The 1665-nt window shown below is 68.4% G+C and carries 1 protein-coding gene; it reads right to left on the minus strand.

The genetic code is table 11. The annotated features are described in order from the left end of the window. Positions 1–67 precede the first annotated feature (67 nt). On the minus strand, positions 68–1665 hold a 1598-nt coding region (locus JYJ84_RS36065), incomplete at its 5' end, for a transglutaminase family protein (protein ID WP_205190243.1).

A 1665-nucleotide genomic window follows, 5' to 3' on the forward strand; every position in this document is an offset into this window, starting at 1 on the left:
GCCGCCAGCGACCGGAACCGCCGGGTATCGCGAACCGCGCATCGTCGTCCGTCCTGTCATCGTCCGGTCACGGCCGCCGCAGGTCGAGCGTGAACGGGAATTCGCGGCTCGGCGCGGCAGCCGCGACATCCATCCGCCCCGGCGTATGCCCCATCTCGACGAAGCGTGCGAGCCGGCGGCTCTCGGCTTCGTACGCATTGACCGGGAACGTCGCATAGTTGCGCCCGCCCGGATGCGCGACGTGATAGCGGCAGCCGCCGAGCGAACGCTGCAGCCACGTATCGACGATGTCGAACGTGAGCGGCGCGTGCACGCCGAGGGTCGGATGCAGCGCGGACGGCGGCGACCACGCCTTGTAGCGCACGCCCGCAACGTACTCGCCGACGGTGCCGGTCGGCTGCAGCGGCAGCGCGCGCCCGTTGACCGTCACGACGTGCCGGTTGTCGTTCAACCCCGTCACGCGCACTTCGAGCCGTTCGACCGACGAATCGACGTAGCGCACGTTGCCGCCGGGCGCGCCCTCCTCGCCCATCACGTGCCACGGTTCCAGCGCGCCGCGCAGCGACAGCTGCATCCCGTTCACCGCGATCTGGCCGAACAGCGGGAAGCGGAATTCGAAGTGCGGCGCGAACCACGCCGGATCGAACGCGAAGCCGGCATCGCGCAATTCGGTCAGCACGTCGTCGAAATCCATCTGAAGAAACTCGGGCAGCATGAAGCGGTCATGCAGCGCGGTGCCCCAGCGCGTGAGCGGCGTGGTGTACGGCGTGGCCCAGAAACGGGCGACCAGCGCGCGCAGCAGCAATTGCTGCACGATGCTCATCCGTGCATGCGGCGGCATCTCGAACGCGCGCAGTTCGAGCAGGCCGAGCCGGCCGGTCGACGAGTCGGGCGAATACAGCTTGTCGATACAGAACTCGCTGCGGTGCGTGTTGCCGGTCACGTCGATCAGCAGGTTGCGCAGCACGCGGTCGACGAGCCATGGCGGCATGTCCTGCCCGAACAGCAGCTTGTTGCGTTGGATCTCGGCGAACGCAATATCGAGCTCGTAGAGCTGGTCGTTGCGCGCCTCGTCGACGCGCGGTGCCTGGCTCGTCGGCCCGATGAAGAGCCCCGAGAACAGGTACGACAGCGACGGATGGTTGTGCCAGTACGCGATCAGGCTCGCCAGGAGATCCGGGCGGCGCAGGAACGGGCTGTCGGCCGGCGTCGCACCGCCGAGCACGAAGTGGTTGCCGCCGCCCGTGCCGACGTGGCGGCCGTCGACCATGAACTTCTCGCTGCACAGCCGCGACTGCCACGCGGCGTCGTACAGGAATTCGGTGTGATCGACCAGCTCGTCGAAGTTCGCGGCCGGATGGATGTTCACCTCGATCACGCCGGGGTCGGGCGTCACCTGCAGCAGCTTCAGCCGCGCGTCGCGCGGTGGCGGATAGCCTTCGAGCACGAGCTTCACGCCGAGCGCGTGCGCGGTCAGCTCGATCGCGCCGAGCAGCTCCAGATAATCCTCGAGCGCGGCGAGCGGCGGCATGAACAGGTACAGGATGCCGTTGCGCACTTCGACGCACAGCGCGGTGCGCGTGATCCACGCAGCCGATTCGAAACGCTCGGGGAGGCGACTCGGGTCGCGCGCGGCAGGCCGCCCTTTTCCGGCCGTGCCGTCGT

Origin of the sequence: Burkholderia sp. LMG 13014, assembly GCF_905232215.1 — a bacterium.
GTDB lineage: Bacteria > Pseudomonadota > Gammaproteobacteria > Burkholderiales > Burkholderiaceae > Burkholderia.